The sequence below is a fragment of the Variovorax sp. J31P179 genome (genome assembly GCF_030316985.1).
GTDB lineage: Bacteria > Pseudomonadota > Gammaproteobacteria > Burkholderiales > Burkholderiaceae_C > Variovorax > Variovorax ginsengisoli_B.
Map to the genome: position 1 here is coordinate 361829 of NZ_JASZYL010000003.1, position 12649 is coordinate 374477.

12 protein-coding genes are annotated in these 12649 nt (G+C 67.4%); 3 read left to right on the forward strand and 9 right to left on the reverse strand.

What is annotated here, in order from left to right:
• Position 1: 1 nt before the first annotated feature.
• The 7 genes from QTI17_RS09910 to QTI17_RS09940 form a co-directional block, all read right to left on the reverse strand.
• Positions 2-1165 carry a Gfo/Idh/MocA family protein gene (locus tag QTI17_RS09910; RefSeq protein WP_286532803.1) on the reverse strand — a complete coding sequence of 388 codons (1164 nt, stop codon included), beginning with the start codon at positions 1163-1165 and terminating at the stop codon, positions 2-4.
• 23 nt (positions 1166-1188) lie between these two features.
• Positions 1189-2166, reverse strand: a complete 978-nt coding sequence (locus QTI17_RS09915; protein ID WP_286532805.1) for a tripartite tricarboxylate transporter substrate binding protein — start codon at positions 2164-2166, stop codon at positions 1189-1191.
• A 34-nt stretch (positions 2167-2200) separates the two neighbouring features.
• Positions 2201-3646, reverse strand: a complete 1446-nt coding sequence (locus QTI17_RS09920; protein WP_286532807.1) for an enolase C-terminal domain-like protein — start codon at positions 3644-3646, stop codon at positions 2201-2203.
• Positions 3647-3655: 9 nt separating this feature from the next.
• Positions 3656-4438 (reverse strand): ABC transporter ATP-binding protein, encoded by a 783-nt coding sequence (locus QTI17_RS09925; protein WP_286524369.1) that lies wholly within the window; start codon positions 4436-4438, stop codon positions 3656-3658.
• A 10-nt stretch (positions 4439-4448) separates the two neighbouring features.
• Positions 4449-5453, reverse strand: a complete 1005-nt coding sequence (locus QTI17_RS09930) for an ABC transporter substrate-binding protein (RefSeq protein ID WP_286524367.1) — start codon at positions 5451-5453, stop codon at positions 4449-4451.
• 34 nt (positions 5454-5487) lie between these two features.
• Positions 5488-6261, reverse strand: a complete 774-nt coding sequence (locus QTI17_RS09935; RefSeq protein WP_286507517.1) for an ABC transporter permease — start codon at positions 6259-6261, stop codon at positions 5488-5490.
• A 132-nt stretch (positions 6262-6393) separates the two neighbouring features.
• On the reverse strand, positions 6394-7041 hold the full coding sequence (locus QTI17_RS09940; protein WP_286532809.1) for a TetR/AcrR family transcriptional regulator: 648 nt from the start codon (positions 7039-7041) through the stop codon (positions 6394-6396).
• Positions 7042-7148: 107 nt separating this feature from the next.
• Here QTI17_RS09940 and QTI17_RS09945 point away from each other — a divergent pair, with 107 nt between their 5' ends.
• Positions 7149-8876, forward strand: coding sequence for a thiamine pyrophosphate-binding protein (locus QTI17_RS09945; protein ID WP_286532810.1), 1728 nt, complete (start codon positions 7149-7151; stop codon positions 8874-8876).
• A gap of 79 nt (positions 8877-8955) precedes the next feature.
• Here the strand turns inward: QTI17_RS09945 and QTI17_RS09950 are convergent, their stop codons facing one another.
• Together QTI17_RS09950 and QTI17_RS09955 are read right to left on the reverse strand one after the other, a co-directional pair.
• Positions 8956-9381 (reverse strand): SWIB/MDM2 domain-containing protein, encoded by a 426-nt coding sequence (locus QTI17_RS09950; RefSeq protein ID WP_286533111.1) that lies wholly within the window; start codon positions 9379-9381, stop codon positions 8956-8958.
• 172 nt (positions 9382-9553) lie between these two features.
• Positions 9554-10480: a DMT family transporter gene (locus QTI17_RS09955; RefSeq protein WP_286532811.1), complete on the reverse strand. Its 927-nt coding sequence runs from the start codon at positions 10478-10480 to the stop codon at positions 9554-9556.
• Between the two features lie 30 nt (positions 10481-10510).
• Here QTI17_RS09955 and QTI17_RS09960 point away from each other — a divergent pair, with 30 nt between their 5' ends.
• On the forward strand, positions 10511-10906 hold the full coding sequence (locus QTI17_RS09960; protein ID WP_286532814.1) for a gamma-glutamylcyclotransferase family protein: 396 nt from the start codon (positions 10511-10513) through the stop codon (positions 10904-10906).
• A 249-nt stretch (positions 10907-11155) separates the two neighbouring features.
• Entirely contained in the window at positions 11156-12487 is a 1332-nt protein-coding gene (aceA, locus tag QTI17_RS09965; protein ID WP_286532817.1) for an isocitrate lyase, read from the forward strand.
• The last annotated feature ends 162 nt before the right edge of the window (positions 12488-12649 follow it).

The window sequence follows — 12649 nt, forward strand, 5'->3', positions numbered from 1 at the left end:
GTCAGATCTTCAGCGCCGGCACGTCGACCCAGCGCCGGTCCTTCCAGCTTTCGAGCGCGGTCTCGACCAGCTGAACGCCCTTGGCGCCTTCGGGCAGCGTCCACTTGTAGGGGGCGTTCTCGACCACGTGGCGGATGAAATGTTCCCACTGGATCTTGAAGCCGTTGTCGTAGACCTGCGAGTCCGGGATCTCCTGCCACTGGTCGAAGAAGTTCATGGTCTGCTTCTCGTCCGGGTTCCAGACCGGTCGCGGCGTGGCGACCCGCGACTGCGCCCGGCAGGACGACAGGCCGGCGACCGCCGAACCGTCGGTGCCGTCGACATGGAAGGTCACGAGGTCGTCGCGGCGCACGCGCGTGACCCAGCTCATGTTGATCTGGGCGATCACCGGCTCGCCGTTGTGGCCCTTGAGCTCGCAGGTGGCGTAGGCGGCATCGTCGGCGGTCGCCTCGTAGGGCTTGCCGTCTTCGTCCCAGCGCTTCGGGATGTGGGTGGCACCGATGCACGACACCGACTGCACCTCGCCGAACAGGTTGTCCAGCACGTAGCGCCAGTGGCACATCATGTCGAGGATCATGCCGCCGCCGTCTTCCTTGCGGTAGTTCCACGACGGCCGCTGGATCGGCTGCAGGTCGCCTTCGAACACCCAGTAGCCGAACTCCAGCCGCACCGACAGCATGCGGCCGAAGAAGCCGGCGCGCCGCAGCATGTCGAGCTTGCGCAGGCCGGGCAGGAACAGCTTGTCCTGCACCGCGCCGTGCTTCAGGCCCGAGCCTTCGGCCAGGCGGGCGATCTCGACCGCCTCGTTGAGGTTGGTCGCGATCGGCTTCTCGCAGTAGACATGCTTGCCGGCGCGGATCGCCTTGGCCAGCAGGGTCGGGCGCATCTGCGTGGTGCCGGCGTCGAAGAAGATGGTGTCGTCCTTGTTCTCGAGCGCGGCGTCGAGGTCGCATCCCCAGCGCGCGATGCCGTGGGCCTTGGCCAGGGCCTCGATCTTCTCGGCGTTGCGGCCGATCAGGATCGGGTCGGGCATGACCTTGTCGCCGTTCGAGAGCGTCACGCCGCCCTGGGCGCGGATCGCGACGATGGAGCGGATCAGGTGCTGGTTCATGCCCATGCGTCCGGTGACGCCGTGCATGATGATTCCGAGTCGTTGTTGTGCCATGGGGTTCTCCGCTGTAAGTTGGCTTAGGGGGCTGGCGACAGGCCGGCGGCCTTCACCAGGGTGGCGTTGCTGGCGATCTCGTCCTTGATGTAGGCGTCGAACTGCTCGGGCTTGAGGGTCCAGGCGTCGGCGCCCAGCTTCAGGAAGCGCTCCTTGACCTCGGGGCTGGCGAGGGCCTTCGCGACCTCGTCGTGCAGCCGGTTGACAACCTCGCGCGGCGTCTTGGCGGGCGCCATCATGCCGATCCAGAAGTTGAACTCGGAGCCCGGCACGCCGGCTTCGGCGGTGGTCGGCACATCGGGCAGGGCGGCCGCGCGCTTCGGCGAGCCGACCGCCAGTGCCAGCAGGTGGCCTTCGCGGATCTGGCCGATGACCGGCGCGATCGGCGAGAAGTAGTAGTCGACCCGGCCCGACAGCACCTCGGTCACGGCGTCGGCAGAGCCCTTGAACGGGATGTTGGTGGCGTCTATCTTCGCCGCCAGCTTGAACTTCTCGGCGTTCAGGTGGGTCGCGCTGCCCTGGCCGGCAGAAGCGAAGTTGATCGTGCCCGGCTTGGCCTTGGCGGCGGCGACCAGTTCCTTCAGTGTCTTGATGTTCTTCGACGGCGAGATCACCAGCGCGTTCGGCAGGGTCGAGATCGGCGTCACGCCGGCGAAGTCGGCGACCGTGTCGAAGGGCAGCTTGGCGAAGGTCGAGGGACTCACCGTGTGCGACGACGAGTGGATCATGATCGTGTAGCCGTCCGGCGCGGCCGTGGCGACGGCCTGCTGGCCGATGGTGCCGCTGGCGCCGCCGCGGTTGTCGATCACCAGCATCTGGCCCATGCTGGCGCTCATCTTGTCGGTGATGGCGCGGGCGATGATGTCGGTGGTGCTGCCGGCCGCGAACGGCACGATCACGCGGATCGGCTTGGTCGGGTAGGCCGTTTCGGCGGCCGTGGCGGCGAAGGCGGCGCCGAGGGCGAGGCAGGCTGCGAGGCCGGCGCGTCGGGTGAAGGGCATGGAGTCTCCTTTGTGGCGGGGGTGAAGCGAGCGGCTACACGAGGGCAGGCGCTTGCGAGAGGGGTTGCAGGCTGTTGAAATCGGGGTCGGCGCCATGCGCGAAACCGGGTTGCGCCAGCGACCCGATCGCGATCCGGCCGCCGCGGATCGCGAGCCGCGGCGGTCCGCCGGCGCTTTCGTAGAGGTCGCCATGGGCCGCGGCGAAGGCCTGCTGCTCGGCGGCCGGGGCGCCACCGAAGCCGTCGACGTAGTGATGGCCGTTGCGCTCGCAGTGCACCAGGCCCAGCAGCGATGCCAGCGCCAGGTCCTGCTGCACGGCCAGGCCGGCCTGGCAGGTCAGGTCTTCGGCCGACATGAAGCAGCGGTCGCTGGGGTCGCGGGCCGTCAGGTTCCACTGATCGCAACGGGCGCGGTTGAGCACCGCCTTGTAGAGGCCCTTGCAGCCCTTGCTCGAGACGCCGCGCCAGCCGTGCGCGCGGCCGATCGGAAAAGCGTCGAGCGTGCCGTCCGCCTCGTCGAGCAGCAGCGGGGCCGGGGCGCCGAGCCCTGCCAGCGCGCTGTCCAGGCTGGCTTCGCGCGGCAGCGGCTGCTCGATGTAGAGCAGCGCGTCGGGCCGCGCGGCCAGCCGCGGCAGCGTGCGCAGGCCGGCGCACAGCGCCTGCAGCGCCGCCATGTCGGCGTACTGCTCGTTGCCGTCGAGGCTGAAGCGATGGCCGGGCGCCGAGGCGTCGAGCGCGCCCAGCACGGCATCGAGCCGCGCCAGGTCGGCGGCGGGGTCGCCGCCCAGCTTGATCTTGAAATAGCGGTGGCCGTAGCGGCGCACCACCGCGGGCAGGCTGACCGGCAGCCCGGCCGCATCCTCGGTGTCGCCTTCGAGCGCATCGAGCATGCCGATCGTGTGGCGGGCCTCGAGATGGGCGGCAGGCGCCAGGCGCGCCAGCCATCCGTTCCAGTTCCAGCCGCGCAGGTCGTCGGCCAGTGGCGTGTCACCGATGCCGACCAGGTTGCGCTGGAACGCGACATGCACCGGCACCTGCATGGCGCGGCACAGCGCGTCGAGCACCGCGCGATCGAGCACCGCCTGGCCGAAGCCGGTGGCCAGCGCGGTGAGCCCCGCGGCTTCGCCCTGCATCGTCAGCGCCTCGTAGTGCCGGGCGAACAGATCGAAGGCCGTCGCCGGCGCGCCGCGGGTGTAGGCCGCCGCGGCGGCTTCCAGCGCCAGCTGGAGGTGGCGGACGTTGTCGGCCTGACTCAGCCCTGGCCGCTTGTCGAACCAGCGCGGCACCATCAGCTCCGCGGCCCAGCCCTGGGCCGTGCCTTGCGCGCCGCAATCCACGGTGGCGCGCACGAACACCTGCGGGCAGCGGGTGAGCGTGACGGCGCCGAACTTGAACGGCAGGCGCAAGGTCATTGCGCGGACGCCGAAATCGACGGCGAGGATGCGCACGGCCGGCGCGCTGGGCGAGGCGGAAGCGGTCACGGCGAGCCGTCAGTGGGCGTCGAGCTGGCCCTGCGCGAAGAAATGCGCGCGCAGGGTCCGGGCGTAGGCAGCGAAGCGTTCGGTGCCCATGACGTCGAGCGGCCGGGGCCGCGGCAGGTCGATGTCGTAGATGGCGGCGATCGAGCCCGGGCGTTCGCTCATGACGATCACCCGGTCCGACAGGAAGATCGCCTCGGGGATGCTGTGCGTGATCAGCAGCACCGTCTTCTTCGAGGCCGACCAGATGCGCTGCAACTCGAGGTTCATCTTCTCGCGCGTCATGGCGTCGAGCGCGCCGAAGGGCTCGTCCATCAGCAGCACCGAGGGGTCGTGCAGCAGCGCGCGGCAGATCGAGGCCCGCTGCTGCATGCCGCCCGAGAGTTGCCACGGGTATTTGTTCTCGAAGCCGGCGAGGCCCGCCATCTGCATCAGCGCGCGGGCCCGCTCGCGCGCCGCGGCCTTGGGCAGGCGGCGGATCTCGGCCTGCAGCAGGATGTTGTCCTCGATGCTGCGCCAGGCCAGCAGCACCGCGCTCTGGAACACGATGCCGACATCTTTCTGCGGCCCGGTGATGGGCTTGCCGGCCAGGGTCAGCGTGCCGGCGCTGATCGGCAGCAGCCCGGCCACCATCTTCAGCAGCGTGCTCTTGCCGCAGCCCGAGGGACCGACCACCGAGACGAACTCGCCCTCGCGGATCGAGAAGTCGAGCGGCTTGAGCGACTCGACCGGGCCGTCCTTGCTCTGGTAGGTCTTGGCGACGCCGCGCGCTTCGATGAGTGTGTCCAGGGCCATGGGAAGCAGGTCAGTTGGTCGGCAGGAAGTCGAGCGTGACGTAGTCTTCGGGCTTGCCGCGGGTGGCCGCGTCCATGCCGCCGTACTGCACCAGCAGGTCGAGCGAGTCGTTGACGTTCTTCATCGCCACCCGGAACGGCCGCTGGTTGGCGGTGTCCTTGGTGTGATAGAGGGCCGCACTCTGCTTCATGCCGACGATCAAGGTGTCGCGCACGCCGGCCTTGGGATTGGCCTTGAGCATCGCATCGACCGCCGCGGCCGGGTCTTTCTCGGCCGCTTCGGCGGCGCGCGTGGAGGCCCGCATGAAGCGCTTCACGAGGTCGGGGTTCTCGGTCAGCAGGTTCTTGTTGGCGATGATGCCGGAGCTGATCTGGTTGACGCCCGAATCGGCGAAGCGGATCGGCGTCACCGGCTTGCCGGTGGCGTCCTGCAGCTTGATCGCCTGGTCCATCACGTAGCCCAGCAGCAGATCGGCCTGGCCGGTGGTCACGGCATTGAGCTTGGTCTGGGCGTCGCCCGAGACGATCTTGACCTGGTCGGGCTGGATGTTGTTGACCTTGAGGAACAGCGGCCACATCTGCGACATCGAGTCGCCCGGCGTGACCGCCACGGTCTTGCCGACGATGTCCTTCGGCGCCTTGATGCCCTTCTCGCTGAAGCCCATCACCGACATCGGGCTGACCTGGAACAGCACGCCGGTCGACTTCAGCGGCGCCCCCTTGGCGGCGGCCTTGATCATGGTCGTGACGTCGATGTAGCCGAAGGTCGCCGAGCGGGCGGCGACCGCCTGGGCGGTCACGGCCGAGCCGCGGCCCTCCTGAATTTCCAGGTCGATGCCTTCATCGGCGTAGTAGCCGCGCTCCTTGCCGAGGAAGAAGGGCGCATGCTCGCTGTAGAGGTACCAGTTGAGCATCAGCGTGACCTTGTCCTGCGGCTTGTTCTGCGCCTGCGCGGGCGTCACGGCGAGCACCAGGGCGGCTGCGGCGCCGGCGATCAGCGAAGTCATCATCTTCATGCTTGTCTCCTTTGGGATGTTGTTGCGACGGAACTCACTGGACGTGGCGCTGCGAGGCGTGCCACGGAATCATCAGCCGCTCGACCCCGTCGACGGCGACGAACAGGATCACGCCGATGCTCGACAGCACCACCAGCGCGGCGAACATCAGCGGCAGGTCGAAGTTGCCGTTGGCGACCTGCAGCACGTAGCCGATGCCCGAGTTGGAGCCGACGAACTCGCCGACCACGGCGCCCACCACCGCCAGCGTGACCGAGACCTTGAGCCCGCTGAAGATCGCGGGCAGGGCCTGCGGCAGGCTGATCTTGAAGAAGGTCTGGAGCCGGCTCGCGCCCATCGAGCGGGCCAGGTCCAGCATGTCGGGCTCGACCGACTTGAAGCCCATCACGGTCGACACCACCACCGGGAAGAAGCCCAGCAGGAAGGCCGAGATCACCTTCGGGAAGATGCCGAAGCCGAACCACACCACGAACAGCGGCGCGATCGCCACCTTAGGAATGCTCTGCGAAAACACCAGCAGCGGATAGACATACGACTCCACCAGGCGCGAATAGGCGATCACCATCGCGATCGGGATGCCGATGACGATCGTGAGCGCGAAGCCGCCCAGCGTGGCGAGCGTGGTCTTCCAGCTCTCGGCCAGCAGGCGCGGCCATTCGGCGCCGAGCATCTTGACCACCTCCAGCGGCGGCGGGACCAGGTAGGCCGGGATGCCGAAGACGCGGATCGCGAGATCCCACAGCACCAGCAGCATCAGGATGAGCAGGAAGGGCCGGAGCGCGGGCGCGAGCAGAAGATTGCGGAGCATCGACGAAGGAGGTGGGTTGACCTGGAATCGAACGGCGGCGCCGCGCAACTCAATTCACCAAAAAGTGAATTAGCAATTCTAGGAACGCCCTCGTCGGCCCGTCAACCGGCGAGCCACTAGGAGATACCCGTATCAGCGCAGCACGTAGCCGAGCACCAGGTCGGTCATGTGCGACAGGCGCTGCGCCATCGCCTTCGGCGCCCGCAGGTCGCGTCCGAACACCGCCGACAGCGTGTCGTTGTTCGACAGGTAGAAATAGCACAGCGACGCGATCGAGATGTAGAGCTGCACCGGGTCGACGCCGGCCCGGAACAGGTTGTCGCGCCGGCCGCGCTCGAGCACGCCGTCGAGCAGGGCGACCAGCGGGGAGTTCATTTCCTGGATCCGTTCGGAGCGCTTGAGATGCGCGGCCCGGTGCAGGTTCTCGCTGTTGAGCAGCGTGATGAACTCGGGATGCTCGAGGTAGTAGTGCCAGGTGAACGAGACCAGCCGCCGGATCGCCTCGACCGGCTCGACCTCGTCGAGGTGCAGCCGCTGCTCGGCCTCGCGGATGTCGGCGTAGGTGCCTTCGAGCACCGCCAGGAAGAGGTCGTCCTTGCTGCCGAAGTAGTAGTAGATCAGGCGCTTGTTGAGGCCGGCGCGCTCGGCGATGCTGTCCATGCGGGCGCCGGCCAGTCCGCGCTGTGAGAACTCGTCGCGGGCGGCCTCGAGGATCGCGAGCTGCGAGCGGTCGGCATCGCGCGAGCGCGGTTCGGCCGCGGCCGGGGTGGAAGCTTTCATGCAGCGAATTTAACCAATTGGGGAATTAAGGCAAGCGGGCAGGGGGCGAACGGATAATCCGGCACATCCCCGTTGCATCCAGATCAGACAGAAAGAGGCGCCCTTCCATGAGTCCATCCCAACCTGCCGGCCACCTGATTGTCGAGTGCCTGGTCGAGCAAGGCGTCGAACTGGCCTTCGGCGTCCCCGGCGAGAGCTTCCTGGCGGTGCTCGACGGCTTCCATGCCTATGGCGATCGCATTCGCTTCATCGTCAACCGCCAGGAGGGCGGCGCGGCCTTCATGGCCGAGGCGCACGGCAAGCTGACCAACCGGCCCGGCGTGTGCTTCGTGACGCGCGGACCGGGCGCCACCAATGCCTCGATCGGCGTCCACAACGCCTTCCAGGATTCGACCCCGATGGTGCTTTTCGTCGGCGACGTCGGCAGCGACTTCCGCGATCGCGAGGCCTTCCAGGAGGTCGACTACGCCAGCTTCTTCGGCCCCAGCACCAAGGGCTTCGCCAAGCGCGTGGAGCGCATCGACGACGCCGACCGCATTCCCGAGTACGTGGCGCGAGCCTTCGCCACGGCCATGAACGGCCGCCCCGGCCCGGTGGTGCTGGTGCTGCCCGAGGACATGCTGCGCAGCATGACGGCCGCGCGGCCGCTCAGGCGGGTCGAGCCGGTGGCCGCCTGGAGCGACCCCGGCGCGCTGCGCACCCTGCGCGAGCTGCTGCTGAAGGCCGAGCGTCCGCTGGTCATCGCCGGCGGCGGCGGCTGGACGCCGCAGGCGGCGCAGGCGCTGCAGCGCTTCGCCGAGAACTGGAAGCTGCCGGTGGCGAACGCCTTCCGCTTCCAGGACACCTTCGACAACCACCACCCGCAGTACGCGGGCGATGTCGGCATCGCGATCAATCCGAAGCTGGCCGAGCGCGTTCGCCAGAGCGACCTGATCCTCGCGATCGGCCCGCGCCTGGGCGAGATGACCACCGGCGGCTACACGCTGCTCGAAGCGCCGAAGGCGAAGCAGACGCTGGTGCACATCCATGCCAGCGCGGAGGAGCTCAACCGCGTCTACCAGGCCGACCTGGCGATCAATGCCGGCATGGCCTCGGCTGCGCGCAGCCTCGAGGTGCTGAGCCCGCCGCCGGAGCTGCCCTGGGAGGCCTGGGCCGCGGCTGCCCAGGCCGACTACCTCGCCAACCTCGAACCGCAGCCGCTGGCCGGCCTGCCGCCCGACGCGCCGCGCGGCGAGGTCGACATGGTGGCGGTGGTGAAGCTGCTGCAGAAGCACCTGCCGGAAGATGCCGCGATCACCAACGGCGCGGGCAACTTCGCCAGCTGGGTGCATCGCTACTTCCGCTACCACGGCCTGGCCAAGGGCCACAAGACGCAGCTCGCGCCCACCAGCGGCGCGATGGGCTATGGCGTGCCGGCGGGCATCGCGGCCAGCATCGCGACCGGCCGCATCGCCTTCACGATCGCGGGCGACGGCGACTTCCTCATGAACGGCCAGGAGCTGGCCACGGCCTCGCAGCACGGCGGCAAGAGCATCATCGTGCTGCTCAACAACGGCATGTTCGGCACCATCCGCATGCACCAGGAGCGCGAGTACCCGACCAAGGTCAGCGGCACCGCGCTGCGCAACCCCGACTTCTGCGCCCTGGCGCGGGCCTACGGCTATGCGGCCGAACGCGTGACCGCGACCGCGCAGTTCGAGGCGGCGCTGCTGCGCGCGCTGGCGGCCGATACCGGGACGCTGATCGAGATCCCGCTCGATCCCGAGGTCATCACCACGCGCGGCACCCTGAGCGCCATCACCCGATCGGCACAGGCGCAGGCCGCGGGCCGCTAGGGCGAACACGCCGCCGGGGCGAAAAAAAAGCCGGCGGCTGCCGGCTTTCTTGAGGCAGGCGCGCGAGGCGCCCACGGGCTCACTTGACGTGCTTGCCGATCAGCGAAGCCAGTTCGAACATCGACACTTGCGGCTTGCCGAAGATTTCCTTCAGCTTGGCGTCGGCGTTGATGTTGCGCTTGTTGGCCTTGTCCTGAAGGTTGTTCTTCTTGATGTAGTCCCACAGCTTGCTCACCACGGCGGTGCGCGGCAGAGGCGTCGAGCCGACCACGGCGGCGAGGGCCGGGCTGGGCGTCAGTGCCTTCATGAACGCGGCGTTCGGGGTGCGCTTCTTGGCGGGAGCCGCCTTCTTCGCAGGAGCAGCCTTCTTTGCAGGAGCAGCCTTCTTGGCGGGTGCTGCCTTCTTTGCAGGAGCAGCCTTCTTCGCCGGTGCAGCCGCCTTCTTGGCCGGAGCGGCCTTCTTCGCGGGAGCTTTCTTGGCCGGAGCCTTCTTTGCAGTTGCCATGGTTGAATTCCTTTTTTGGTTGGACACTTTCACCAATGAAAAGCAGTGTCTCCATCGGCATTGCGGATGCTAAAGGAGAAGAAACGCGTTTCCAAGGGAAAAAGAGACTTTTTCATTGGGAGCTGTTGTTTTTTCAGAGGGGAGAAGCGGTGCCGTTCTCCTCGGAGCGGCCTCAGTTGCGGCGCGAGGGCCATGTCGCGAGCACGACGCCGAGCAGCGCGAGCGCGAACGCGACCCCTTGCATGGTGCTCAGGCGCTCGCCGAGGACCAGCACGCCGACCACCGCGGCGCTCACCGGCAGCATCACCGTGAACACGCCGGCCTGCGAGGCCGGCACGCTCTTCAGGCCGGTCATCCAGAGCCACACGGTCCAGATGCTCGCCGCCAGCGCATAGACGAACAGCAGGCCCCAGAGACCGATCGACACAGCGCCGAAGTCGAAGCGCAGCGCGAACCAGATGCCGAAGGGCGTCGACAGAACGAAGCCCCAGAGGTTGATCAGCGAGGAGATGCGCTTGGGTCCGAGCCGTCCGGTGAGCGACTTGCCGATCACCGCATAGGCGGCCTCGCAGACCACCGCGCAGAACACCAGCAGGTTGCCCAGCCAGGGCATCGAGGCGCCGGCCGCGGGCCCGGCATGCGCGCCGGCCGGCGCCGGGGCCAGCGCGAGCAGGCCGATGCCCAGCGCGGCGCAGGCGATCGCCAGCGCGACCCGCGTCGTGATGCCCTCGCGCAGGAAGACCCGGCTGCCGATCGCCACCACCGCCGGGATCGACGCCATGATCACGCCGGCCGACACCGCACTCGTCAGGCTGACGCCGAACAGCATGCAGATCGAGAACAGGAAGTTGCCGAGGAAGGATTCAAGGAAGACCAGCCCGCGGGTGCGGCGGGTCATCGGTGCCTCTCCGGGCGGCCGCCGAAGCCAGTGCGGCATCGCCAGCGCCGCGATGCCGAAGCGCAGCCATGCCAGCAACAGCACCGGAAAGGCGGCAACCAGGGGCTTGGAGAGGGCGACGTAGCTGCCGACCAGCGACATGCTCAGGGCGAGGCAGCCATAGGCCACCAGGCGGCCGGGTGCGTGGGATGCGGTGTTCAATCGAGGCGTCGTTCCGAGGATGATTCGATGATGCCTGATTCACCCTCGACACCTCGCCATGTCTTCGTCTACGGCACCCTGCGCGCGGGCGGCAGCAACGACATCGCCCGTTTCTCGCCCGCCCCGCAGCGCATCGCCGACGGCGTGATCGCCGGCACGCTCTACGACCTGGGCGCCTATCCTGGCGCGGTGCTGGGCGGCGAGGGCAGGGTGCAGGGCGAGATCTACCGCATCACGCCGGCCCTCGAGGCGCAGCTGGATGTGCTCGAAGAGGTTGGACCCGGAGACACTGGCGAGTACATCAAGCGCGAGGTCCAGGTCCGCGCGGCCGGGGCGGCGCTGGCCTGCCTGGTCTACGAGATCCATCCCGATCGCGTCGCAGGACGGTCGGTGATCGCCAGCGGCGACTGGTTCCGGCGCGACTGAAATCACCTTTCGTGCGCAGAGTTTCACGCGTGAAAAGCTCGCTTCGCATTGTGAAAAGGTCTGGTGCTGCGCTGCAATATTTTTTCTCAATACGAGAAAATTAATTTTGCATTGAGAAAAACGTCTGTAAGTCGTTGATTTTGCTCATGCAAAAATATGTCTTCTATAAGACATAAGAGTCTGGCTCTGACTTACAGTAAAGCCCAAGACGCGACAGCGCCCACCTCTCAATCAACCCTCGGAGTGACCATGCCCCAGACCCTCACAGAACAACTGAGCCGCGAACAGCAGATTGCCGCCCTCGAAAAGGATTGGGCGACCAACCCGCGCTGGAAGGGCGTCAAGCGCGGCTACAGCGCCGCCGACGTGGTGCGCCTGCGCGGCTCGCTGCCGATCGAGCACACGCTGGCACGCCGCGGTGCCGAGAAGCTGTGGGAGAAGATCAACGGCGACGCCAAGAAAGGCTACGTGAATGCCTTCGGCGCCATCAGCGCTGGTCAGGCGATGCAGCAGGCCAAGGCCGGCCTCGAAGCCGTGTACCTCTCGGGCTGGCAGGTCGCTGCCGACGGCAACACCTCCGAAACGATGTACCCGGACCAGTCGCTCTACGCCTACGACTCGGTGCCGACCATGGTCCGCCGCATCAACAACACCTTCAAGCGCGCCGACGAAATCCAGTGGGGCCGCGGCGTCAATCCGGGCGACAAGGAATTCATCGACTACTTCCTGCCGATCGTGGCCGATGCCGAAGCCGGCTTCGGCGGCGTGCTCAACGCCTTCGAACTGATGAAGAACATGATCGCCGCGGGCGCCGCGGGCGTGCACTTCGAAGACCAGCTGGCCGCGGTGAAGAAGTGCGGCCACATGGGCGGCAAGGTTCTGGTGCCGACGCAGGAAGCCTGCGAGAAGCTGATCTCCGCGCGCTTCGCGGCCGACGTGATGGGCGTTTCGACCATCGTGCTGGCCCGCACCGATGCCGAGGCCGCGAACCTCATCACCTCCAACCACGACGCGAACGACAAGCCCTTCCTGACCGGCGAGCGCACGCAAGAAGGCTTCTACCGCGTCAAGAACGGCCTCGAGCAGTCCATCAGCCGCGGCGTCGCCTACGCGCCCTATGCCGACCTCGTGTGGTGCGAAACCGGCGTGCCGGACATCGGCTTCGCCCGCGAATTCGCGCAGGCCGTGCATGCCGCCTGCCCGGGCAAGCTGCTCTCGTACAACTGCTCGCCGTCCTTCAACTGGAAGAAGAACCTCGACGACAAGCAGATCGCCTCGTTCCAGGAAGACCTCTCGGCGCTGGGCTACAAGTTCCAGTTCATCACGCTCGCGGGCATCCACATCAACTGGTACAACACTTTCCAGTTCGCCCACGCCTACGCCAACGGCGAAGGCATGAAGCACTACGTGAACATGGTGCAAGAACCCGAATTCGCGGCGCGCGACAAGGGCTACACCTTCGTGTCGCACCAGCAGGAAGTCGGCGCCGGCTACTTCGACGACGTCACCACCGTGATCCAGGGCGGCTCGTCCAGCGTCAAGGCGCTGACCGGTTCGACCGAGGAAGAGCAGTTCCACTGAGAACTGACGGACGCTGATTGACAGCCCCGCGTGAGTGATCGCGCGGGGTTTTTTGTCTCATCCAGAAGCTCCGGGGTGCGTGCCGAGGGCACCGGGTGGCCCCCTCCGCTCATGTCCCCCGGCCTGCGGCCTCCTCCTTTACTTCGCTGCGGGGGCCACCCG

What these genes read in the sequence shown, in the direction of transcription:
- QTI17_RS09925 (WP_286524369.1), bottom strand. Translation starts at nt 4,438, where the DNA reads ATGGCCCTGGACACACTCATCGAAGCGCGCGGCGTCGCCAAGACCTAC.
- QTI17_RS09950 (WP_286533111.1), bottom strand. Translation starts at nt 9,381, where the DNA reads ATGGCAACTGCAAAGAAGGCTCCGGCCAAGAAAGCTCCCGCGAAGAAG.
- QTI17_RS09915 (WP_286532805.1), bottom strand. Translation starts at nt 2,166, where the DNA reads ATGCCCTTCACCCGACGCGCCGGCCTCGCAGCCTGCCTCGCCCTCGGC.
- QTI17_RS09945 (WP_286532810.1), top strand. Translation starts at nt 7,149, where the DNA reads ATGAGTCCATCCCAACCTGCCGGCCACCTGATTGTCGAGTGCCTGGTC.
- QTI17_RS09930 (WP_286524367.1), bottom strand. Translation starts at nt 5,453, where the DNA reads ATGAAGATGATGACTTCGCTGATCGCCGGCGCCGCAGCCGCCCTGGTG.
- QTI17_RS09935 (WP_286507517.1), bottom strand. Translation starts at nt 6,261, where the DNA reads ATGCTCCGCAATCTTCTGCTCGCGCCCGCGCTCCGGCCCTTCCTGCTC.
- QTI17_RS09960 (WP_286532814.1), top strand. Translation starts at nt 10,511, where the DNA reads ATGCCTGATTCACCCTCGACACCTCGCCATGTCTTCGTCTACGGCACC.
- QTI17_RS09910 (WP_286532803.1), bottom strand. Translation starts at nt 1,165, where the DNA reads ATGGCACAACAACGACTCGGAATCATCATGCACGGCGTCACCGGACGC.
- QTI17_RS09940 (WP_286532809.1), bottom strand. Translation starts at nt 7,041, where the DNA reads ATGAAAGCTTCCACCCCGGCCGCGGCCGAACCGCGCTCGCGCGATGCC.
- aceA (WP_286532817.1), top strand. Translation starts at nt 11,156, where the DNA reads ATGCCCCAGACCCTCACAGAACAACTGAGCCGCGAACAGCAGATTGCC.